Origin of the sequence: Salegentibacter chungangensis (assembly GCF_042678405.1) — a bacterium.
Classification (GTDB): domain Bacteria; phylum Bacteroidota; class Bacteroidia; order Flavobacteriales; family Flavobacteriaceae; genus Salegentibacter_A; species Salegentibacter_A chungangensis.
The window spans coordinates 219,114-238,772 of sequence record NZ_JBHTLI010000003.1; the positions used below are offsets into that span (position 1 = coordinate 219,114).

Below are 19,659 nucleotides of genomic sequence, written 5' to 3' on the forward strand. Positions count from 1 at the left end.
CTATCTTCTGTTACATTCTCTCAGGAACCTGAATTCCCAGTAAGGCAAAACCTGATTTTATCACACTGGCCACTGCCTTGGAAAGTTGCACCCTGAAGATCTTTTCAGTCTCGGTATCTGCTCCCAGAATGGTCACGTTCTGATAAAAAGAATTGAACTCCTTTACAAGATCGTAAACGTAATTGGCAATAAGTGCCGGGCTATGGTTCTCTGCCGCCAGCTGAACGGTCTCCGGGAATAGTTCCAGCTGCTTCAGCAACTCCTTCTCCTTTTCGTGAAATTCATAGTCTTCTCCCACAGCTTTGCTGTAATCAAAATCGGCTTTTCTTATGATGGACTGAATCCTGGCATAGGTATACTGGATGAACGGACCTGTATTCCCCTGGAAGTCTACCGACTCTTCGGGGTTGAACAGAATTCGTTTTTTCGGATCTACCTTAAGGATATAATACTTCAGCGCTCCAAGACCTATGATCCTGTAAAGCTCCTCCTTTTCTTCATCTGAATATCCGTCAAGCTTCCCTAGTTCCTCAGAGATAGCACGTGCCGTCTCGGTCATTTCTACAATTAGATCATCAGCATCTACCACGGTCCCTTCACGGCTTTTCATCTTCCCGCTCGGCAGGTCTACCATTCCGTAGCTTAAATGATACAGGTAGTCTGCCCAATCGTAACCAAGTTTTTTCAGGATAAGGAAAAGCACCTTGAAGTGATAGTCCTGCTCATTCCCCACGGTATAGACCATTCCATTAATATCAAAATCCTTTACTCTTTGAATGGCGGTACCAATATCCTGGGTCATATATACCGCAGTCCCATCGCTTCTCAAAACGATCTTCTCATCAAGGCCTTCGTCGGTAAGGTCTATCCAAACACTTCCATCTTCCTTGCGATAGAAAATTCCTTTCTCCAGCCCCTGGGTCACCACATCCTTCCCAAGAAGATAGGTTTGGCTTTCATAATAATTCTTATCGAAATCCACTCCCAGAGCATCATAGGTCTTTTCAAAACCATCATAAACCCACTGGTTCATCATTTCCCAAAGCTCCACCACTTCCGGATCACCGGCTTCCCACTTTCTAAGCATCTCCTTCGCCTCCACCAGGATAGGAGCCTGGGCCTTGGCTTCTTCTTCGGTCTTTCCCTGAGCCATTAGCTCTGAGATCTCTTTCTTATATTCTTTATCGAATTTTACGTAATAATTCCCAACAAGCTTATCGCCCTTTACGCCAGCAGACTGAGGAGTCTCCCCATTCCCGAAACGTTTCCAGGCAAGCATAGATTTACAGATATGGATCCCGCGATCGTTGATGATCTGGGTTTTGTACACCTTATTCCCTGCAGCTTTCAGGATCTCGGCAACCGAATAGCCCAAAAGATTGTTCCTGATATGTCCCAAATGCAGGGGCTTATTGGTATTAGGCGAAGAATATTCGACAATTATTCCCTTGGCATCAGATGCCGGAGGAACTATCCCGAAATCTTCCCTGTCCTTCATTCCATTGAAAAAATCAAGGTAATAAGAATCGCTGAGCACGATATTCAGAAAACCTTTCACCACGTTAAAACGGCTAACCTCAGCAACATTTTCCACGAGATAATTCCCGATATCTTCACCTAATTTCACCGGGTTAGTCTTCACCTGCCTCAGCATCGGGAAAGTCACAAGGGTAATATCACCTTCAAAATCCTTACGGGTAGGCTGAAACTCTATGGTTTCGATCTCAGTATCGTAAAGTTTTTTAACTGCTTCTTTCGCGTGTTGGGAAAGGATTGCCTGAATGCTCATTATATCCTGTAATTTTTAGTTTAAAATTGAATAAGGAGCCGCAAAGATAAGAGAAAATAGCCTTTTAATTAAAGGCTTTACGGGCAAATCCTTATCTTTAAAATAAAAAGAGATGCTACTGAATATTTCCTACAACAGGCCGGCAATAAAAGAGAAAATCAACAAAGAGGTAGGCGCCCCTTTCACCCTGCTTCAACGGATGAAAATCAACGGCTCGGGCTCTCCAAAACTCCATATTAACTCCTGCAGTATAGACATCCACAACCTTTTAGTGCTGGACAACAATGCCAATACCTGTAATGTTGAAATGAGGCCCAAGGGAATTATCGTGATGTTCAGGTCTCTTTTGGAAACTTATGCCCTGGTTATCCCCTATTACAAGCTTCACCTGTACAAAGGAAAAGCTGAAGAATATTCGGTTCACAAAGACCATTACAACATCAAGGTAAAAGCCAACACCCCTGCCATCCATAAATATTTCAAAAAGGTACTGGACTACAAGACCGATAATGCCCCAACAAAGATCGAAGATCTCTAATAAGCAAGCCATTCGTTAATGACGGTACTGGGAGTAGCTTTCAGATAACTATCTCTTCCTAAAGGCAAGCCCTCCTATAAGAGCCAAAAGACCGAAGGCGATCATTGCGTAAGATTGAGTATTATCCCCCTGGGCTTCGATCTGGAGCGGACCGGCATCAAGAGCAAATTCAGGGGTAACGAGCGTATAAAGTCCGTAACCTATTAATCCAAGGCCAAGGATAAGGAGAACAACTTTCAGGGTATTATTCATTTTATAAAGTTTTACTAATCTGTAGGGAAGGTAGTAATTTAATGGCTAATTTAAAGCAAAATCTTATCAGATGAAAATACTTCTTACCGGCGCAAATGGCTATATAGGGATGAGATTACTGCCACAATTGGTGGAATCGGGACACGAGGTAGTATGCGCCGTAAGAAATAAAAACAGGTTCAGTTCCAACAAGGAATTGCTGGACAAGGTGAGCATCGTAGAGCTGGATTTCCTGAAAGAGGATGAGACACCTGAAGCCATAAAAGACATAGATGTCGCGTATTACCTTATTCACTCGATGTCTGCCTCTACCAAAGACTTTGACACCCAGGAAGAACAGGCTGCAAGAAATTTCAACCTGATAATGGGAGGCACCTCGGTAAAACAGGTGATCTACCTCAGCGGAATTATAAATCAGAAAGAGCTTTCGAAGCATCTGAAATCAAGAAAACGAGTCGAAGAGATCCTTTACGAAGGAAGCTTCAACTTAACGGTTCTCAGGGCTGCCATTATAGTAGGCTCGGGGAGTTCTTCCTTCGAGATCATCAGGGATCTTTGTGAAAAGCTGCCGGTAATGATCACCCCGCAATGGGTTCGCACCAAGTGCCAGCCTATTGCCATACGTGATATCATACAGTTTCTAACGGGAGTGATTGGCAAGGAGGAATGCTATAATAAATCTTTTGATGTAGGCGGCCCCGATATCCTTACCTACCAGGAAATGATGGAGATCTATGCGAAGATCAGAGGGCTGAAGCTATGGATCATCAGCGTTCCGGTTATGTCTCCCAAACTGTCATCCTACTGGCTTTATTTTGTCACTTCCACATCTTACAAACTGGCCCAAAACCTGGTAGATAGTATGAAAATTGAGGTAACCACGAAAGACAGACGCCTCGAGAAGATACTGGGCATTAAACCTATCAGTTATTCCGAAGCCATAAAACTGGCCTTTTATAAGATCGAGCAAAACCAGGTGATCTCTTCCTGGAAAGATTCCCTAAGCAGCGGTCGGTTTAGAAAAGAGCTGAACAAGTATATACAGGTGCCCACCTATGGCTGCCTTAAAGACGAACAATCTGTAAAGGTGGAAGATCCAGAAGCCGTACTCGATAAGATTTGGGCTATTGGAGGTCTTAACGGATGGTATTACGGGAACTGGCTCTGGAAAATAAGGGGATATATCGATAAACTATTCGGTGGTGTTGGCTTAAGGCGCGGCCGCACCCACCCCACCAAAATCGCTCCCGGAGATGCCCTGGATTTCTGGCGGGTGCTCCTGGCCGATAAAGAGCAAAAACGCCTTCTTCTTTTTGCCGAGATGAAAGTACCCGGCGAAGCCTGGCTTGAATTTAAGATTGATGAAAACAACATCCTGCACCAAACAGCTACCTTCAGACCAAAAGGGATCTGGGGCAGACTTTACTGGTATTCGATGTATCCGTTTCATTATTTTATATTTGAAGGAATGCTCAATAAGATAGCAACCGAAAAAAGAACCAAACTCCACACTCCTGTTTGAAGAAACTGGGTACACACATATACGGAAATCTGCTTTTCTATCTTGCAGCCGGGATCCTTTTACTCTTTTCACTTTTTATTTTCACTTATACCGAAGTCTTTTATCGTTTAATTGAAGAGGGTTCCGTATGGGTAAGAGAAAGGTTCGGAGCCTTTTATTTATGGCTCGGCCTGATTTGCGTTTTATTTTTGATAGGGATCGCCGTCTCAAAATACGGAAGGATTAGACTGGGGACTGCGCCGCCAAAATTTGACCGGATGTCCTGGATCGCGATGCTCTACAGTGCGGGAATGGGAGCTGGAATTCTGCTTCGTGCTGTGCAGGAACCGGTTTTTATGTTTCTCAATCCACCCCTGGAAACCGGAAACAGCGCCGATTTAATCGCGCTGGAATACACTTTTTATCAATGGGGCTTTACGGCCTGGGCCTTTTATGGAATATTCGCCCTCATTATAGCCTATTCCATCTTTGTAAGGAAAACCAATATCCTTTTAGGTTCCAGTTTACCTCAGTTAAAAGCGATAAGACTTCTGCCAAAAGGAGTCGATCTCCTGACCATTCTTACCACGGTCTTCGGACTGGTGGCCGCGATCGGGCTGGGAACAACCCAAATTGAAGGTGGCTTGAGTCATATTTTATCTGAAAAAGCCGGCAGTGTGAGCGTGACCCTCTTCCTGGTTTTTATCATATGCCTGTTCGCTTTTATATCGGCCTGGGCAGGAGTGGAAAAAGGAATCAGAAGAATATCGAACTGGAATATTTACGCTACCCTGTTTCTTTTGGCATTTGTGATCTTTCAGGCCGATCTTACCGAAGTTTTCTCGGGATTCTTCAACGCCACCTATCATTATATTATCGATTTTATCCCGCTAAGCCTTGCATTGGGAAAATTTAACCCCGGAAAAGAATTTCTTACCGACTGGACTTACTATTACTGGGCCTTCTGGCTGGCCTGGGCTCCTTTTACCGGAGTCTTTATTGCCAGGATCTCAAAGGGAAGAACCATTAGGGAAATGATCTTAGGCGTTCTGCTCATTCCTTCCCTCGGTACTTTTTTCTGGTTCAGCGTATTTGGAACGATGTCTTTTGAAATGGTAGAAAGCCAGAGTACCTACAATGGTGAATTTTCGAATGTTTTCACCTCGATATTCGTCTTTTTCGAGCAACTTCCACTTTCGAATATCACCAATATTGTTACAATGATGCTGTTGATGAGTTTCCTGGTGACCTCGGTAGATTCAGCTATCTATGTACTTAGTATGTTCAGTGACCGGGGGAATGAAAACCCAAAAAGGAAATTCCGGCTGATTTGGGCTGTGGTGATCCTGGTGTTTTCGGAAGCCATAATAATCCTTGGGAACATCAAACCTGACAGCGATGTACTGCAGGCAATGCAGAAGTTCCTGATTATAGGCTCACTTCCGTTCGCTTTCTTCACAGCCGGAATAATGATCATCTTTTTAATGCAGTTGCTTAGGAAATATTAGGCTTTTGGAAGAAACACCTCTGCCATCATACAGCGGGCACTTCCACCACCACAGGTTTCTATCACATCAAGATCGCTGCTTAAGATCTCGCAATGCTTTTCTATGTTCTTTACCTGCTCATCGGTTAGACTTTTATGTGCCCTGGAGCTCATCACAAGATATTTCTTATCGAAAGCTCCTTTCACCTGAAGCATATTTCCGGCAAATTCGTGCATCTGTGCTTCGGTGATCTTGATCACCTCTTTCCCGTCTTCTTTAAGATGCTTCAGGACATTCTTGCGTTCCTTACCATTGTCTATACTTTCAAGACAGATCACTGCAAAATCTTCGGCAAGACACATCATCACATTGGTGTGATAAATTGCTTTTCTTTTCCCGTCTACATCCTGGTTCGCATTGAAAATTACCGGAGTGAACTCAAAGTCTTCACAGAATTCAATTAAAAGATCTTCGTCTGCCCGTGGAGAAAGCGCACAGTAAGCTTTTCGGTTCACACGATCCAACAGCAAACTACCGGTCCCTTCAAGAAAGACATCGTCCTCCTCTGCCCCGGTATAATCAATTACATTCTTGATCTTAAAGCCTTCTTCTTCCAATCGGGCAAAATATTCCATTCTGCGCTCTTTTCTTCTGTTCACAGCGAACATCGGGTAGAGCCCGATATTCCCGTTTTGATGGAAAGAGACCCAGTTATTAGGGAAAATAGAATCTGGTGTATCGTCTTCCGGTTTATCATCAACCACAATTACATTTACACCAACTTTCCTTAGTTTGCTCACAAAGTCGTCAAATTCCTTCTGAGCTCTCTCATTCACATCTTCATCCTTGAGGTCTTCCTGGAAATAGTTATTTACAGCGGTTTGCTCATTCATCCTGAATGCAACCGGTCTAACCATCAATATTGTATTTGTGATCTGTTCCATAATCTTATTCTCTTATTAATGGTAAAGTTGAACAACGCAACAGGCCTTCCTGCTTGGCAATCTCAGCATAAGGCACTTCTTCTACGGTAATACCCTGTTCTCTCAACCATTTATTTAAACGTGTAAAATTCTTTTCTGAAATCACCACATCTTCAGCAATAGAAAAGATGTTGGAATTCATATTGTACATCTCTTCCCTGGTAATTTCAAAGACATTGTCTTTTCCGAAGAGATTCACCAGCCATTCGTATTCCTTCTCTTCAAGGAATCCTCCTTTGTAAATAATGGCTTTATCCTTCCCCACCGGCTGAAAGCAGCAATCCAGGTGAAGGGCATTGTCCCTTGGCTCGGTATTGGACTTTCTCAGGTTAAAGGAAACAACCTTTTTATTCGGAAACAGTTTCTGCAAGGCTTCCACGGCCTGCATGTTGGTCCTGGCAGTGATGTAATCCTTATAATCATCACCCCTGTAGGTTCCTACCAGGATATATTCGCCGTGAGGCATCACATCTCCTCCTTCTATATGGGCTTCTTCCGGAAGCCTGAGCACATTCTCTTCAGGAATTTGCTCTATCACGTGATTAATCGCTTCTATCTCAAGCTCCCTGTCGGGAAGGATATTAGATTTGATGAATTTATCCTCGATCACAAAAGCGATATCCCTGGTAAATATCTGGTTCACATCCTTTAGCTGCTTTGGGCGAAATACTTTCACATTGTATTTTTCCAAAACGGCAGCCACAGCCTCCATTTCTTTCACCATATCCTCTTCCTTAGGATAGGTCCCCGCTTTTATATGTTCCTTAGACTTAGGATCGTAAGCATCCTCAAGCCTTGGCTCTTTTCCAACGCTTTCAGCCGTTCCCAGGACCACGGCCTTAAGCCGGGAAGTTTCATTATCAATATGCAATTTCATTATGCAAATTTTTGTCAAATATAAAAAAAGCTCCATCTGTGATGAAGCTTTTTAAGAATTATCAATTATAAAGGTTGTTCTTATCTCTTTTCAAGATCTGTGAACTCCCTGTGGTTTTCACCAACATAAATCTGACGCGGACGACCAATTGGCTCTTTCTTCATTCGCATCTCTCTCCATTGAGCGATCCATCCGGGAAGACGTCCTAAGGCGAACATCACAGTGAACATCTCCACCGGTATTCCTAAAGCTCTGTAGATAATTCCTGAATAGAAATCTACGTTAGGATATAGTTTACGCTTTACGAAGTAATCGTCTTCAAGAGCTTCTTTTTCAAGGCCTTTAGCGATCTCCAGAACAGGGTCTTCCACACCTAACTGGCCAAGAACCTCATCGGCAGATTTCTTGATGATCTTAGCACGAGGGTCGAAATTCTTATATACTCTGTGTCCAAAGCCCATAAGACGGAAAGGATCATCCTTATCCTTGGCTTTTTCCATAAACTTCTTGGTATCTCCACCATCTTCCTTGATCCCTTCAAGCATTTCTATAACCGCCTGGTTAGCACCACCGTGAAGTGGTCCCCAGAGGGCTGAAACACCTGCTGAAAGTGAAGCAAACAGACCGGCGTGAGAAGATCCAACCATTCTTACAGTAGAAGTAGAACAGTTTTGTTCGTGATCGGCGTGTAAGATCAATAGTTTATCCAGCGCTTCAATCACAGCAGGATCTACATCATATTTCTTACCCGGCTTCTCGAACATCATTTTATGAAGGTTCTCCACATAGCCTAATGAATCGTCTCCGTAGTTTAACGGAAGACTCTTTTTCTTTCTAAGTGTCCAGGCTGCAAGCACAGGAAACTTACCAAGGATCTTCACTATGGCATTGTACATATCCTCCTCTGAAGACACATCTACAGAAGAAGGGTTAAATGCGGTTAGAGCACTGGTTAAAGAAGAAAGCACTCCCATTGGGTGTGCTGCCTTTGGAAATCCGTCAAGGATCTTTTTTACTTCTTCATCTACCTGTGACTCTTCTTTAATATCGTGATGGAATTTCTCCAATTGCTCCTTATTCGGAAGCTCTCCAAAAATCAACAAGTATGCTACTTCAAGAAAATCTGCTTTTTCCGCAAGATCTTCAATTGCATATCCGCGATATCTTAGTATTCCTTTTTCACCATCTAAGAAGGTAATTGCACTTTCGCAGCTTCCGGTATTTTTATACCCGCGGTCTAAAGTGATAACCCCTGCTTCACCACGCAAAGTCTTTATATCTATCCCTAATTCATTCTCGGTTCCTTCAACAACAGGAAACTCGTATTTTTTCCCGTTAATCTCAAGTGTAGCAACTTTTGACATATTATCTTATATACTTTTTAGGATTAATTTTTCAGAAATGCTAAAGTACAAAATATACGCCTAATTCCCCATCAACAAAGCCCCTGAATTTGCGGGATAAACAATATTTTAACTGATAATTATCATATTTCCTTAAAAAAAATCCCTTTTGAATTTTCTTCAAAAGGGATTTTCTAAAATAATGGAAATCAGTGCTTAGATCTTAAAGGCTTTTCGCTGTGGATAAAAGGCCACATCTCCAAGTTCTTCTTCTATTCTTATCAACTGATTATATTTTGCCATACGGTCACTTCTTGAAGCCGAACCGGTCTTGATCTGACCTGTGTTCAGGGCAACGGCAAGATCGGCAATGGTATTATCTTCAGTCTCCCCAGAACGGTGAGACATTACAGAAGTATACCCTGCATTATGAGCCATATTTACAGCGGCGATGGTTTCGGTTAAAGTACCGATCTGGTTCACCTTGATAAGGATGGAATTGGCAATACCTTCGTCGATACCTCTTGAAAGACGCTCCACGTTGGTTACGAAAAGGTCATCTCCAACAAGCTGCACTTTATCCCCGATCTTATCGGTAACGGCTTTCCAGCCTTCCCAGTCGTTTTCATCCATTCCGTCTTCAATAGAGATGATCGGGTATTTAGAAGCCAGATGAGCAAGATATTCTGCCTGCTCCTCACTGGTTCTTACTTTACCTGAATCTCCTTCAAATTTCTTGTAATCATATTTTCCGTTCTCATAGAATTCAGCCGCAGCACAATCAAGGGCGATCATTACATCGTCTCCGCCTTTGTAACCTGCTTTTTCTATCGCTTTCAGAATGGTATCCAGAGCATCTTCGGTTCCGTCAAGTGTCGGTGCAAAACCTCCTTCATCTCCAACAGCGGTACTAAGCCCTCTGTCGTGAAGCACTTTTTTAAGGTGATGGAAGATCTCGGTTCCCATTTTAAGGGCGTGGGAGAAATCTTTAGCCTTTACCGGCATAATCATAAATTCCTGAAATGCGATAGGTGCATCACTGTGAGAACCACCATTAATAATATTCATCATTGGCACCGGAAGCGTATTTGCACTTACTCCGCCTACATAACGATAAAGCGGAAGTCCCAGTTCATTTGCTGCAGCCTTGGCCACGGCAAGAGAAACTCCAAGAATGGCATTTGCTCCCAGCTTTCCTTTATTCGGCGTACCGTCAAGATCGATCATTGCCTTATCGATAAGGTTCTGCTCAAATACCGAATACCCCAGAAGGTTTTCAGCAATAGCGTTATTCACATTATCTACGGCCTTGGAAACTCCTTTTCCCATAAAGTCATCACCTCCGTCACGTAGCTCTACAGCCTCGTGCTCCCCGGTTGATGCTCCTGAAGGGACAGCAGCTCTTCCTAAAATACCATTTTCGGTAATTACATCTACTTCTACAGTCGGATTTCCTCTTGAGTCAAATATTTGACGTGCGTGAATATTTATAATAGCACTCATAGTATTCTTTATTAGTTAATTGATTAGTCTGCAAGATACAAATCAGAGCACAAATTCGCGAGCATTTAACGAGGGAATAGCCCGTATTTTTACTAAATCGTTTTCGAAAACACAAGATTTTAACAGGCCTTTAAAAAAAGATCCCCATTCATACAAATACCACAATTAAGCCCTTTTTTCCGGCCCACCGAAGCTCTTTCAAAAACGAAAAACGAGGTTCTGTATCTTCGTAAATGACGGAACAGAAGCATAAGGTAAAGACTTAACATAAAAGCATTCCCGTAATCCCTTTGCAAACCCTCGGCAGCGACACCAAAAGAGCTTAGTTGAAATACAGGGAAATCAGCTCCTTTTCAGCCCGAACAAACAAAAAAGGCCGAAAACTGCGTAGTTTTCGGCCCTTTTGGTCAAAATTACGGAAAATCCTTAGGCCTTGGCAGCCTTAATTCTGTCCATAAATTCGTCAAATAAATAACTTGCGTCGTGAGGACCAGGACTTGCTTCAGGGTGATATTGTACAGAAAAACAATTCTTGCTCTTCATTTCAATCCCTCCTACCGTCTGGTCATTCAGGCATATATGTGTGATCTCTACATTAGGGTTCTTTTCGGTATCCTCTCTGTCTACGGCAAATCCGTGGTTTTGAGAAGTGATCTCGCCTTTACCTGTTTTAAGGTTCTTTACGGGATGATTAATTCCGCGGTGCCCGTGGTGCATCTTATAGGTTTTAATGCCATTAGCGATGGCTATTACCTGATGCCCTAGGCAGATCCCGAATAGCGGATGATCTTTCTCAATGATATTCTTTGTAAGCTCGATGGCATTTTCCAAAGGCTGTGGATCTCCAGGCCCATTGGAAAGGAAATACCCATCAGGATTCCACTCCTTCATTTCTTCATAGGTCGCATCATAAGGGAACACCTTTACGTAAGCATCCCTGTCGGCAAAATTCCTGAGAATATTCTTTTTAATCCCTATATCAAGTGCAGCAATTTTATAAGTAGCATTTTCATCACCAACAAAATAAGGCTCTTTAGTAGAAACTTTTGAAGCAAGCTCAAGACCGTTCATATCAGGCACTTCAGCTAACTGAGCTTTAAGCCCTTCAATATTATCTACATCGGTAGAGATGATGGCATTCATCGCCCCGTTTTCCCTGATATAGGTTACAAGGGCACGGGTATCCACATCAGAAATAGCTAACAGGTTGCTGTCTTCAAGGAATTCCTCAAGAGAAGAATCTGCAGCCGGTCTTGAATGGGTATAGCTAAAGTTTTTACAGATCAAGCCTGAGATCTTGGCCTTATCAGATTCATTTTCGCTTTTAAGGGTTCCATAATTACCAATATGAGCATTGGTAGTCACCATTAACTGCCCATAATAAGAAGGGTCCGTAAAGATTTCCTGGTACCCGGTCATCCCGGTATTGAAACAAACTTCTCCAACAGCGCTTCCTTCTTTCCCTCCAACAGCTTTCCCGTGGAAGATCGTACCATCTGCCAGTAAAATTATCGCTTTCTTTTTGGCTTGATATTTCATACTTATTAGATCTAAAATGTCTGCTTTGCAGAACCGATTTTTATTAATCCGGAATCCGGAATGATTTGGTTAAATTATATAAAAAAAGGATAAACCCTGAAAGTTTATCCTTTTTAAAATTATCGAAATAAAAGAATCATTTTTTACTCTTCTTTTTTATCGTCTTTCTTTTCTTCTGTTTTTGCTTCCGCTTTTGGAGCTTCAGCATCTGAAGATTTCTTCTTACCAGCCCTACGAGTAGATTTCTTCTTCTCTGGCTTGCTAAGGTTATAAGTTTCGTTGTAGTCAACCAATTCGATAAGGGCCATATCGGCGTTATCTCCAAGACGGTTACCTAATTTGATAACCCTGGTATAACCACCCGGGCGGTCTCCTACTTTAGGAGCTACCTCACGAAACAATTCACTTACCGCTTGTTTGCTACGAAGCTTGGAAAAAACCAACCTTCTGTTGTGCGTAGTGTCTTCTTTAGACTTGGTTACTAAAGGCTCTACAAAAACTTTCAAAGCTTTAGCTTTAGCAACTGTAGTGTTGATACGTTTGTGCTCAATCAGGGAGCAGGCCATATTGGCCAGCATAGACTTGCGGTGTGCAGTCTTACGCCCTAAATGATTTACTTTTTTTCCGTGTCTCATTGTTCTTTTCTTAATTCATCTTCCCAAAACAGGACTTTTGCCCGTTTTTATGGAAAACTACTGTATTTATTAGTCCTTATCTAATTTGTATTTTGAAAGGTCCATACCAAAGTTAAGTCCTTTGTTGCTTACAAGTTCTTCCAACTCGGTAAGAGATTTCTTTCCGAAGTTTCTGAACTTCATCAAATCGTTCTTGTTGTAAGAAACAAGGTCTCCAAGGGTATCTACCTCAGCCGCTTTTAAACAATTCAGAGCCCTAACTGAAAGATCCATATCTACCAGTTTGGTTTTCAAAAGCTGTCTCATATGAAGTGACTCCTCATCATAGGTCTCGGTTTGAGCGATCTCATCAGCCTCAAGGGTGATACGCTCATCAGAGAACAACATAAAGTGGTGAATAAGAGTCTTGGCAGCTTCAGTCAAAGCATCTTTAGGATGAATAGAACCATCACTAATGATTTCAAAAACCAGTTTTTCGTAGTCGGTTTTTTGTTCCACACGATAGTTCTCTATGCTATACTTTACGTTCTTGATTGGAGTATAGATAGAATCTGTAAAGATGGTACCTAAAGGTGCGTTGGCTTTTTTGTTTTCTTCCGCAGGAACATAACCTCTACCCTTTTCGATAGTGATTTCCATATTGATGTTCACCTTTTTGTCAAGGTTACAGATCACAAGATCAGGGTTCAATACCTGGAATCCTGAGATAAATTTTTGGAAATGACCGGCAGTAAGCTGCTCTTCACCGGAAACAGAAATTGTAACGGCTTCATTATCTATTTCATCAATTTGCCTTTTGAACCTTATTTGTTTAAGGTTGAGGATTATTTCTGTTACATCTTCTACCACCCCAGGGATAGTAGAGAATTCGTGATCTACGCCTTCGATACGTACCGAAGTGATCGCAAATCCTTCTAAAGAAGATAACAGCACTCTTCTTAAAGCGTTACCAACGGTTAATCCATAGCCGGGTTCCAAAGGGCGAAATTCAAATTTCCCTTCGAAATCGGTTGAATCAATCATTATAACTTTATCGGGCTTCTGAAAATTTAGTATTGCCATATTACGACTTCTGTGAATTATTATTTCGAATATAATTCGACGATGAATTGTTCATTTATATTTTCCGGAATCTGAATTCTTCCAGGCACAGAAACGAATGTTCCTTCCTTGGTTTCATTATTCCAGGTAATCCATTCGTAAACACTGCTATTGTTAGCAAGTGAGTCTTGAACTACTTGTAAAGATTTAGATTTTTCTCTTACCCCTACAACATCGCCCGGCTTCAAGTGGTAAGAAGGAATGTTAACAAGTTCTCCATTCACGGTAATGTGTCTGTGAGAAACCAATTGTCTTGCTCCTCTTCTGGAAGGGGCAACACCCATTCTGTAAACCACGTTGTCTAAACGAGATTCACACAATTGTAAAAGCACTTCACCGGTAATTCCTGATGAACGGGTTGCTTTTTCAAACATATTTCTGAATTGACGCTCCAATATACCATAAGTATATTTAGCTTTTTGCTTCTCCATTAACTGGATCGCATATTCAGATTTCTTTCCGCGACGACGGTTGTTACCATGTTGTCCCGGAGGATAGTTTCTTTTTTCGAAAGACTTATCGTCTCCAAAAATAGCTTCTCCGAATTTACGGGCTATTTTAGTCTTTGGACCAGTATATCTTGCCATTAAATTTAAATTTATCAGAAAGGGATTATGAATTAAGGTCACTGTCCTTCGATAATCGTAAGCTCCTTCCTGTTGTTATACTACTTATTGTAATTAATTAAACTCTACGTCTTTTAGGAGGACGACATCCGTTATGTGGTAATGGAGTAACATCGATGATCTCGGTTACTTCTATCCCGTTATTATGAAGAGATCTTATTGCAGATTCTCTACCGTTCCCAGGACCCTTCACATAAACTTTCACTTTACGCAAACCTGCTTCGTGAGCTACTTTTGACGCATCTTCCGCAGCTAACTGAGCAGCGTAAGGAGTGTTTTTCTTAGATCCTCTAAAGCCCATTTTCCCAGCTGATGACCAGGCAACAACATCTCCGTTCTTGTTCGTTAACGAAATGATGATATTGTTGAAAGAAGCAGTAACATGCGCCTCTCCGTTAGCCTCAACAGTTACTTTACGCTTTTTTTGAGTTGTCTTCTTTGCCATATTACTTACTATTTAGTTGCTTTTTTCTTGTTAGCAACTGTTTTTCTTCTTCCTTTTCTGGTTCTTGAGTTGTTCTTGGTTCTCTGACCTCTTAAAGGCAATCCGGTTCTGTGACGGATTCCTCTGTAGCATCCAATATCCATTAGACGCTTAATGCTCATTTGAACCTCAGTACGTAATTCTCCTTCGATTGTGAAATTACCAACAGCTTCACGAATACGACCAATTTCATCGTCGTCCCAATCTGAAACTTTCTTACTCTCGTCTACTTTGGCTTCGGCCAGGATCTCTTGTGCCCTGCTCTTGCCAATTCCGAAGATATAGGTTAATGCTATAACTCCTCGCTTTTGTTTTGGTATATCAACCCCTGCAATTCTTGCCATAATTAGCCTTGTCTTTGTTTAAATCTAGGATTCTTTTTGTTAATTACGTAAAGGCGCCCTTTTCTGCGAACAATCTTGCAGTCGGCACTTCTCTTCTTTATTGATGCTCTAACTTTCATCTCTTTCGGTTTTTAATTTCCTGAAGGCGAGAAAATTTTCGCATCCAGGAGATTTTTCGCTAAGCCAATTTTTCAGAATGCAAAAGTACTGAAAAATTTGGAATTAGCTAATTTTACTTTTTAGTATCTGTATGTAATTCGAGCCTTAGTCAAATCGTAAGGGCTCATTTCCAGTTTCACCTTATCTCCGGGCAATAATTTAATGTAATGCATACGCATCTTACCCGAAATGTGTGCGGTCACCACGTGACCGTTTTCCAATTCTACACGGAACATCGCATTTGATAATGCTTCAATGATCGTTCCGTCTTGTTCTATCGCCGGTTGTTTTGCCATAATTAAGCTACTGCTTTTCTGTTTTTACCTGTTTTCATTAATCCGTCGTAATGCCTATTCAACAAGTAAGAATTCACCTGTTGCATAGTGTCGATCGCAACTCCAACCATAATTAAAAGCGAGGTACCTCCAAAAAACAATGCCCATCCTTGTTGCACACCAAGCAACTTCACTACGATAGCCGGGAACACGGCTATCAGCGCAAGAAAGACAGAACCCGGAAGGGTGATCTGGGACATTATTCGGTCTAAAAAGTCGGCAGTCTCAGAGCCCGGACGAATGCCTGGGATAAATCCACCGCTGCGTTTTAGATCATCAGCCATTTTATTCGTTGGCACCGTGATAGCCGTATAGAAATACGTAAACACAATGATCAACAATGCGAATACCACGTTATACCAAAACCCGAATATATCACTAAATGCTGCAGTTACTCCCTGTGCGGTCTCAGAGCTGGAAAGCCCTGCTACGGCCGCCGGGATAAACATAATTGCCTGAGCAAAGATGATAGGCATTACCCCTGAAGCATTAAGCTTTAAAGGGATGTATTGTCTTGAACCAAATACGTTCTTCTCATAACCGCCCGAAGCAGATCTCCTGGCGTACTGCACAGGTATCTGACGAACCGCCATTACCAGCATTACAGATCCAAGGATGATTGCAAACCAAATTACCAATTCTATAAGAATCATAATTAGTCCACCGTTAGATTCAAAAACCCTGGAAACGAATTCCTGTGCAAAAGATATAGGCAATCTCGCGATAATCCCCACCATAATCAATAGGGAAATACCATTACCAATACCTTTATCGGTTATCCTTTCACCAAGCCACATTGCGAAAATGGTACCGGTAGTAAGAATAATCACCGAAGAAGCAACAAAGGTTACTGTATCTCCAAGCAGGAATGCTCCCGATGGAAGTGTTGCAAACAGGTTATAAATATAACCGGGACCCTGTACAAGAGTAATTGCAATGGTCAACCACCTGGTGATTTGATTTATTCTCTTTCTTCCGCTTTCTCCTTCTTTTTGTAGTTTTTGCAAATAAGGAACCGCGATCCCCATCAATTGCACCACAATAGAAGCAGAAATATAAGGCATAATCCCTAATGCAAAAACAGAGGCGTTTGAAAAAGCACCTCCGGTAAATGCGTTAAGCAGGCCTAATAGTCCACTCTCTGTTTGACTTGATAGGTTGGCAAGTTGTGCCGCGTCTACACCCGGTAGTACTACCTGGGCTCCAAATCGGTATACCAATAGCAAACCGAGGGTCACTAAAATTCTATTTTTTAGCTCCTCGATTTTCCAGATATTTTTTATAGTATTGATGAATTTCATTGGGCGTATCTATTATAAAGTAACAACTTCACCTCCGGCAGCTTCAATAGCTTCTTTTGCTGAGGCCGTAAATTTATGAACAGATATTTTCAACTTTGCTTTTAATTCACCTCTACCTAATATCTTAACTAGTTCGTTTCTTCCTGCCAAACCGTTTTCAACAAGAACGTCCATATCTACAGTATCCTTGATTCTTCCTTCGTCTACAAGAGACTGAAGGGTATCCAGGTTGATACCTTGATAAACTTTACGATTTCTGTTGTTGAAACCAAACTTAGGCACACGGCGTTGAAGTGGCATCTGACCTCCTTCAAAACCTATCTTCTTAGAGTAACCAGAACGTGACTTAGCCCCTTTGTGTCCACGGGTGGCAGTACCACCTTTTCCTGAACCTTCTCCACGGCCAACACGCTTGTTGTTACTTTTAACTGAACCTTCTGCAGGTCTTAAGTTACTTAAATCCATGTGAACTTATTATTTTGTTTCTTCTACAGAAACTAAATGTTTAACTTTATTTACCATACCAAGGATGTTTGGCGTATCGTTGTGCTCAACCGTCTGACCAATTCTCTTAAGTCCTAAAGACTCTAATACGAGCTTTTGGTTTTTAGAGCGGTTAATTGCACTTCTTACTTTTGTAACTTTAATCTTTCCCATCTCTGTCCTTGATTTATCCTTTAAAAACCTTTTCTAACGTAATACCACGTTGCTTGGCTACGGTCTCTGCACTTCTTAACTGAAGCAGCGCATCAAAGGTAGCTTTCACCACGTTGTGTGGGTTCGAAGATCCTTGGTTCTTAGAAAGTACATCATGTACCCCTACAGATTCCAATACCGCACGAATCGCACCACCGGCAATAATACCGGTACCAGTTGCAGCAGGAAGTAGAAGAACTCTCGCTCCACCATACTTACCTTTTTGCTCGTGAGGCAAAGTACCTTTATTAAGAGGAATACGTACTAAATTCTTCTTCGCATCTTCTACGGCTTTAGAAATAGCGTCGGCAACTTCTTTAGATTTCCCTAAACCTTGCCCAACAACACCATTCTCGTCCCCTACTACTACAATAGCAGAGAAACCAAATGCTCTACCACCTTTAGTAACTTTGGTAACACGTTGTACTCCTACCAAACGGTCTTTCAATTCAAGTCCGCCCGGCTTTACATGTTCTACGTTTTTATAATCTTGATACATATTTTCTAGAATTTTAGTCCTCCTTCGCGAGCACCTTCTGCTAATGATTTAACTCTTCCGTGATACAGGTATCCACTTCTGTCGAAGGAAATGGTTTCCACTCCGGCTTTCTTAGCTTTTTCAGCAAGGGTCTTCCCTACCAAAACAGCGATCTCAGATTTATTTCCTGATGCCGATGCGATATCTTTATCTCTTGAAGAGGCGGCAGCAAGGGTTTTACCCGCTACGTCATCTATAAGTTGAGCATAAATTTCTTTATTGCTTCTATACACAGATAATCTTGGACGGCTTTCAGTTCCAGTGATATTCCTACGAATACGCTTTTTTATCTTTTGTCTTCTCTTTTCTCTTGAAAATGCCATAACTAAACTTTATTAAGCTGATTTACCTGCTTTTCTTCTTAATTGCTCTCCAACAAACTTGATCCCTTTACCTTTGTAAGGTTCTGGTGCTCTAAGAGAACGTATTTTAGCGGCAACCTGACCTACAAGTTGTTTATCATATGAAGTAAGTTTCACGATAGGGTTCTTACCTTTCTCTGAAACCGTTTCAACTTTAACTTCAGGCGCCAAATCTATCACAATATTATGGGAATACCCAACAGCCAAATCTAATTTTTGACCTTGGTTAGATGCTCTGTAACCTACACCTACCAATTCCAATTCTTTAGTATAACCTTTAGTTACTCCCTGAATCATATTGTTAACCAATGCTCGGTAAAGACCGTGCTTGGCTTTCTGATCACTTTTCTCAGAAGAACGTTCGAAGTAGATCACACCGTCTTCTAACTTGACGTCGATGCCTTTTACTTCCTGCTGAAGCTCTCCTAACTTTCCTTTTACCGTTACAAGTCCGTCCTTGATCGTAACATCTACGTCTTGAGGAACTGTAATTGGGCTTTTACCTATTCTTGACATTTCTTTAGTCTTTTAAGTATATTAGTAAACGTAACACAATACCTCGCCACCAACTTTCTCGGCCTGGGCCTGCTTTCCTGTCATCACCCCGTGAGAGGTAGACACGATAGCTATCCCCAATCCGTTAAGAATTCTTGGAAGCTCATTTGCTCCGGCATATTTACGTAAACCAGGTTTACTTATTCTCTGGATATCTTTAATTACAGAATCTTTAGTAAGCTTATCGTACTTAAGAGCTATTTTGATGGTTCCCTGAGCGGTACTGTCATCAAATTTGTAACTAAGGATGTATCCCTGATCGAATAATATTTTTGTGATTTCCTTTTTAAGATTAGAAGCCGGAATCTCAACCACACGGTGGCTGGCTGCAACAGCATTTCTAATTCTTGTCAAATAATCTGCAATCGGATCTGTATTCATTTGTCTTATTTTGCGGAAGTGGTTTTCGGAATACCCGAACCTTCAACCAATTTATATTCTTACCAACTAGCTTTTCTTACCCCTGGAATTAATCCGTTATTGGCCATCTCTCTGAACATAACACGAGAAACACCAAATTGTCTCATATAACCTTTTGGTCTTCCGGTTAATTTACAACGGTTATGCAAACGCACAGGAGAAGAGTTTTTTGGTAATTTTTGTAGTGCTTCCCAGTCACCAGCTTCTTTAAGAGCTGCGCGCTTCTCAGCATACTTCTTCACCAATTTTTGTCTTTTCACCTCACGGGCTTTCATTGATTCTTTAGCCATA

At 41.7% G+C, this 19,659-nt stretch carries 25 protein-coding genes; 3 read left to right on the forward strand and 22 right to left on the reverse strand.

The features are described from left to right. Window positions 1–10: 10 nt before the first annotated feature. Window positions 11–1,789 carry an arginine--tRNA ligase gene (argS, locus tag ACFQ3Q_RS13530; RefSeq protein ID WP_380746731.1) on the reverse strand — a complete coding sequence of 593 codons (1,779 nt, stop codon included), beginning with the start codon at window positions 1,787–1,789 and terminating at the stop codon, window positions 11–13. A 112-nt stretch (window positions 1,790–1,901) separates the two neighbouring features. On the opposite strand from argS, the gene ACFQ3Q_RS13535 reads away from it, so the two are divergent. Continuing rightward, the gene (locus ACFQ3Q_RS13535) at window positions 1,902–2,327 is read left to right on the forward strand and encodes a hypothetical protein (protein WP_380746733.1); all 426 of its coding nucleotides are present in this window, start codon (window positions 1,902–1,904) and stop codon (window positions 2,325–2,327) included. 48 nt (window positions 2,328–2,375) lie between these two features. Here ACFQ3Q_RS13535 and ACFQ3Q_RS13540 read toward each other — a convergent pair whose 3' ends face one another. Then, the gene (locus ACFQ3Q_RS13540) at window positions 2,376–2,579 is read right to left on the reverse strand and encodes a hypothetical protein (protein WP_380746735.1); all 204 of its coding nucleotides are present in this window, start codon (window positions 2,577–2,579) and stop codon (window positions 2,376–2,378) included. Between the two features lie 70 nt (window positions 2,580–2,649). On the opposite strand from ACFQ3Q_RS13540, the gene ACFQ3Q_RS13545 reads away from it, so the two are divergent. Together ACFQ3Q_RS13545 and ACFQ3Q_RS13550 are read left to right on the forward strand one after the other, a co-directional pair. Beyond that, entirely contained in the window at window positions 2,650–4,101 is a 1,452-nt protein-coding gene (locus ACFQ3Q_RS13545) for an SDR family oxidoreductase (protein WP_380746736.1), read from the forward strand. Continuing rightward, a complete protein-coding gene (locus ACFQ3Q_RS13550) occupies window positions 4,098–5,588 on the forward strand; it encodes a BCCT family transporter (protein WP_380746737.1) in 1,491 nt (496 codons plus the stop codon). Before ACFQ3Q_RS13545 ends, ACFQ3Q_RS13550 begins: the two co-directional genes overlap by 4 nt. On the opposite strand, the gene ctlX is transcribed toward ACFQ3Q_RS13550, so the two are convergent. The 20 genes from ctlX to rpsN all read right to left on the reverse strand — a co-directional run bounded on the left by ctlX (window position 5,585) and on the right by rpsN (window position 19,658). Continuing rightward, a complete protein-coding gene (gene ctlX, locus ACFQ3Q_RS13555; protein WP_380746738.1) occupies window positions 5,585–6,511 on the reverse strand; it encodes a citrulline utilization hydrolase CtlX in 927 nt (308 codons plus the stop codon). The two genes, ACFQ3Q_RS13550 and ctlX, sit on opposite strands and share 4 nt — an antisense overlap. A gap of 4 nt (window positions 6,512–6,515) precedes the next feature. After that, window positions 6,516–7,427 (reverse strand): dimethylarginine dimethylaminohydrolase family protein, encoded by a 912-nt coding sequence (locus tag ACFQ3Q_RS13560; RefSeq protein ID WP_380746739.1) that lies wholly within the window; start codon window positions 7,425–7,427, stop codon window positions 6,516–6,518. Between the two features lie 80 nt (window positions 7,428–7,507). Beyond that, window positions 7,508–8,791, reverse strand: a complete 1,284-nt coding sequence (locus tag ACFQ3Q_RS13565) for a citrate synthase (RefSeq protein WP_380746741.1) — start codon at window positions 8,789–8,791, stop codon at window positions 7,508–7,510. A gap of 195 nt (window positions 8,792–8,986) precedes the next feature. Continuing rightward, window positions 8,987–10,273, reverse strand: coding sequence for a phosphopyruvate hydratase (gene eno / locus ACFQ3Q_RS13570; protein ID WP_380746743.1), 1,287 nt, complete (start codon window positions 10,271–10,273; stop codon window positions 8,987–8,989). A gap of 426 nt (window positions 10,274–10,699) precedes the next feature. After that, complete coding sequence (gene carA / locus ACFQ3Q_RS13575; protein WP_380746745.1) at window positions 10,700–11,812, reverse strand: glutamine-hydrolyzing carbamoyl-phosphate synthase small subunit; 1,113 nt, start codon at window positions 11,810–11,812, stop codon at window positions 10,700–10,702. Window positions 11,813–11,955: 143 nt separating this feature from the next. Then, window positions 11,956–12,447, reverse strand: coding sequence for a 50S ribosomal protein L17 (gene rplQ, locus ACFQ3Q_RS13580; protein ID WP_380746747.1), 492 nt, complete (start codon window positions 12,445–12,447; stop codon window positions 11,956–11,958). A gap of 69 nt (window positions 12,448–12,516) precedes the next feature. Continuing rightward, window positions 12,517–13,509 (reverse strand): DNA-directed RNA polymerase subunit alpha, encoded by a 993-nt coding sequence (locus ACFQ3Q_RS13585; protein WP_380746749.1) that lies wholly within the window; start codon window positions 13,507–13,509, stop codon window positions 12,517–12,519. A 20-nt stretch (window positions 13,510–13,529) separates the two neighbouring features. After that, the gene (rpsD, locus tag ACFQ3Q_RS13590) at window positions 13,530–14,135 is read right to left on the reverse strand and encodes a 30S ribosomal protein S4 (RefSeq protein ID WP_380746751.1); all 606 of its coding nucleotides are present in this window, start codon (window positions 14,133–14,135) and stop codon (window positions 13,530–13,532) included. Between the two features lie 97 nt (window positions 14,136–14,232). Then, the gene (gene rpsK, locus ACFQ3Q_RS13595; RefSeq protein WP_380746754.1) at window positions 14,233–14,619 is read right to left on the reverse strand and encodes a 30S ribosomal protein S11; all 387 of its coding nucleotides are present in this window, start codon (window positions 14,617–14,619) and stop codon (window positions 14,233–14,235) included. Between the two features lie 8 nt (window positions 14,620–14,627). Beyond that, complete coding sequence (gene rpsM / locus ACFQ3Q_RS13600; protein ID WP_380746756.1) at window positions 14,628–15,002, reverse strand: 30S ribosomal protein S13; 375 nt, start codon at window positions 15,000–15,002, stop codon at window positions 14,628–14,630. Between the two features lie 2 nt (window positions 15,003–15,004). Further along, the gene (ykgO, locus tag ACFQ3Q_RS13605; protein WP_010519235.1) at window positions 15,005–15,121 is read right to left on the reverse strand and encodes a type B 50S ribosomal protein L36; all 117 of its coding nucleotides are present in this window, start codon (window positions 15,119–15,121) and stop codon (window positions 15,005–15,007) included. A gap of 120 nt (window positions 15,122–15,241) precedes the next feature. Beyond that, complete coding sequence (infA, locus tag ACFQ3Q_RS13610) at window positions 15,242–15,457, reverse strand: translation initiation factor IF-1 (RefSeq protein ID WP_014031991.1); 216 nt, start codon at window positions 15,455–15,457, stop codon at window positions 15,242–15,244. Between the two features lie 2 nt (window positions 15,458–15,459). Next, entirely contained in the window at window positions 15,460–16,797 is a 1,338-nt protein-coding gene (secY, locus tag ACFQ3Q_RS13615; protein WP_380746759.1) for a preprotein translocase subunit SecY, read from the reverse strand. A gap of 12 nt (window positions 16,798–16,809) precedes the next feature. Beyond that, window positions 16,810–17,262 (reverse strand): 50S ribosomal protein L15, encoded by a 453-nt coding sequence (rplO, locus tag ACFQ3Q_RS13620; RefSeq protein ID WP_380746761.1) that lies wholly within the window; start codon window positions 17,260–17,262, stop codon window positions 16,810–16,812. 9 nt (window positions 17,263–17,271) lie between these two features. Continuing rightward, the gene (gene rpmD / locus ACFQ3Q_RS13625; protein WP_380746763.1) at window positions 17,272–17,454 is read right to left on the reverse strand and encodes a 50S ribosomal protein L30; all 183 of its coding nucleotides are present in this window, start codon (window positions 17,452–17,454) and stop codon (window positions 17,272–17,274) included. A gap of 13 nt (window positions 17,455–17,467) precedes the next feature. Then, window positions 17,468–17,992 carry a 30S ribosomal protein S5 gene (gene rpsE, locus ACFQ3Q_RS13630; RefSeq protein ID WP_380746765.1) on the reverse strand — a complete coding sequence of 175 codons (525 nt, stop codon included), beginning with the start codon at window positions 17,990–17,992 and terminating at the stop codon, window positions 17,468–17,470. Between the two features lie 5 nt (window positions 17,993–17,997). Next, window positions 17,998–18,354 (reverse strand): 50S ribosomal protein L18, encoded by a 357-nt coding sequence (gene rplR / locus ACFQ3Q_RS13635; RefSeq protein WP_380746767.1) that lies wholly within the window; start codon window positions 18,352–18,354, stop codon window positions 17,998–18,000. A 12-nt stretch (window positions 18,355–18,366) separates the two neighbouring features. Further along, window positions 18,367–18,909, reverse strand: a complete 543-nt coding sequence (rplF, locus tag ACFQ3Q_RS13640; RefSeq protein WP_380746769.1) for a 50S ribosomal protein L6 — start codon at window positions 18,907–18,909, stop codon at window positions 18,367–18,369. A 21-nt stretch (window positions 18,910–18,930) separates the two neighbouring features. After that, complete coding sequence (rpsH, locus tag ACFQ3Q_RS13645; RefSeq protein ID WP_380746771.1) at window positions 18,931–19,329, reverse strand: 30S ribosomal protein S8; 399 nt, start codon at window positions 19,327–19,329, stop codon at window positions 18,931–18,933. A 59-nt stretch (window positions 19,330–19,388) separates the two neighbouring features. Continuing rightward, window positions 19,389–19,658 carry a 30S ribosomal protein S14 gene (gene rpsN / locus ACFQ3Q_RS13650; protein ID WP_380746773.1) on the reverse strand — a complete coding sequence of 90 codons (270 nt, stop codon included), beginning with the start codon at window positions 19,656–19,658 and terminating at the stop codon, window positions 19,389–19,391. Window position 19,659 lies beyond the last annotated feature (1 nt).

Bases quoted from the DNA above. Each gene is read 5' to 3' on its own strand.
- argS (WP_380746731.1), bottom strand. From the start codon at position 1,789: ATGAGCATTCAGGCAATCCTTTCCCAACACGCGAAAGAAGCAGTTAAA.
- ACFQ3Q_RS13535 (WP_380746733.1), top strand. From the start codon at position 1,902: ATGCTACTGAATATTTCCTACAACAGGCCGGCAATAAAAGAGAAAATC.
- ACFQ3Q_RS13540 (WP_380746735.1), bottom strand. From the start codon at position 2,579: ATGAATAATACCCTGAAAGTTGTTCTCCTTATCCTTGGCCTTGGATTA.
- ACFQ3Q_RS13545 (WP_380746736.1), top strand. From the start codon at position 2,650: ATGAAAATACTTCTTACCGGCGCAAATGGCTATATAGGGATGAGATTA.
- ctlX (WP_380746738.1), bottom strand. From the start codon at position 6,511: ATGGAACAGATCACAAATACAATATTGATGGTTAGACCGGTTGCATTC.
- ACFQ3Q_RS13560 (WP_380746739.1), bottom strand. From the start codon at position 7,427: ATGAAATTGCATATTGATAATGAAACTTCCCGGCTTAAGGCCGTGGTC.
- ACFQ3Q_RS13565 (WP_380746741.1), bottom strand. From the start codon at position 8,791: ATGTCAAAAGTTGCTACACTTGAGATTAACGGGAAAAAATACGAGTTT.
- eno (WP_380746743.1), bottom strand. From the start codon at position 10,273: ATGAGTGCTATTATAAATATTCACGCACGTCAAATATTTGACTCAAGA.
- carA (WP_380746745.1), bottom strand. From the start codon at position 11,812: ATGAAATATCAAGCCAAAAAGAAAGCGATAATTTTACTGGCAGATGGT.
- rplQ (WP_380746747.1), bottom strand. From the start codon at position 12,447: ATGAGACACGGAAAAAAAGTAAATCATTTAGGGCGTAAGACTGCACAC.
- ACFQ3Q_RS13585 (WP_380746749.1), bottom strand. From the start codon at position 13,509: ATGGCAATACTAAATTTTCAGAAGCCCGATAAAGTTATAATGATTGAT.
- rpsD (WP_380746751.1), bottom strand. From the start codon at position 14,135: ATGGCAAGATATACTGGTCCAAAGACTAAAATAGCCCGTAAATTCGGA.
- rpsK (WP_380746754.1), bottom strand. From the start codon at position 14,619: ATGGCAAAGAAGACAACTCAAAAAAAGCGTAAAGTAACTGTTGAGGCT.
- rpsM (WP_380746756.1), bottom strand. From the start codon at position 15,002: ATGGCAAGAATTGCAGGGGTTGATATACCAAAACAAAAGCGAGGAGTT.
- ykgO (WP_010519235.1), bottom strand. From the start codon at position 15,121: ATGAAAGTTAGAGCATCAATAAAGAAGAGAAGTGCCGACTGCAAGATT.
- infA (WP_014031991.1), bottom strand. From the start codon at position 15,457: ATGGCAAAACAACCGGCGATAGAACAAGACGGAACGATCATTGAAGCA.
- secY (WP_380746759.1), bottom strand. From the start codon at position 16,797: ATGAAATTCATCAATACTATAAAAAATATCTGGAAAATCGAGGAGCTA.
- rplO (WP_380746761.1), bottom strand. From the start codon at position 17,262: ATGGATTTAAGTAACTTAAGACCTGCAGAAGGTTCAGTTAAAAGTAAC.
- rpmD (WP_380746763.1), bottom strand. From the start codon at position 17,454: ATGGGAAAGATTAAAGTTACAAAAGTAAGAAGTGCAATTAACCGCTCT.
- rpsE (WP_380746765.1), bottom strand. From the start codon at position 17,992: ATGTATCAAGATTATAAAAACGTAGAACATGTAAAGCCGGGCGGACTT.
- rplR (WP_380746767.1), bottom strand. From the start codon at position 18,354: ATGGCATTTTCAAGAGAAAAGAGAAGACAAAAGATAAAAAAGCGTATT.
- rplF (WP_380746769.1), bottom strand. From the start codon at position 18,909: ATGTCAAGAATAGGTAAAAGCCCAATTACAGTTCCTCAAGACGTAGAT.
- rpsH (WP_380746771.1), bottom strand. From the start codon at position 19,329: ATGAATACAGATCCGATTGCAGATTATTTGACAAGAATTAGAAATGCT.
- rpsN (WP_380746773.1), bottom strand. From the start codon at position 19,658: ATGGCTAAAGAATCAATGAAAGCCCGTGAGGTGAAAAGACAAAAATTG.